The sequence below is a fragment of the Flavobacterium sharifuzzamanii genome (genome assembly GCF_003254585.1).
In the GTDB taxonomy this organism is placed as follows: Bacteria; Bacteroidota; Bacteroidia; order Flavobacteriales; family Flavobacteriaceae; genus Flavobacterium; species Flavobacterium sharifuzzamanii.
In genome coordinates this window covers 1-262 of record NZ_QJGZ01000011.1, presented here as the reverse complement: position 1 = coordinate 262, position 262 = coordinate 1, and the positions used below count along the sequence as shown (strand labels likewise).

Sequence of the window (262 nt, the reverse complement as noted above, 5' to 3'; positions counted from 1 at the left end):
CACCATCACGGCTCCAGCAGCTGTAACGCCTGAAGCTCCGACAGCAGTCAACGCCTCAGCCTGCGCTTATGCCGACCAGGCCGCACTGGATGCCGCTTTCGAAACCTTCAAACAGGGCTTTAAAGTTAGCGGAGGATGCGATGCGAAAGGCGAGATCCAGGGCAGTCCGACAGCTCCGAAACTATGCGACGGAGGCACAACAACAGTAAGCTATAAAGTTACCGACAAATGCTATGACCAGACCATCAGCAGAGACTTCACC

At 55.0% G+C, this 262-nt stretch carries 1 protein-coding gene; it reads left to right on the top strand.

Annotated elements, in window-relative coordinates; genetic code table 11:
- Positions 1 to 262 (top strand): hypothetical protein (locus tag DMA14_RS22835; RefSeq protein WP_203418203.1); only part of this gene is annotated, 262 nt, incomplete at both ends.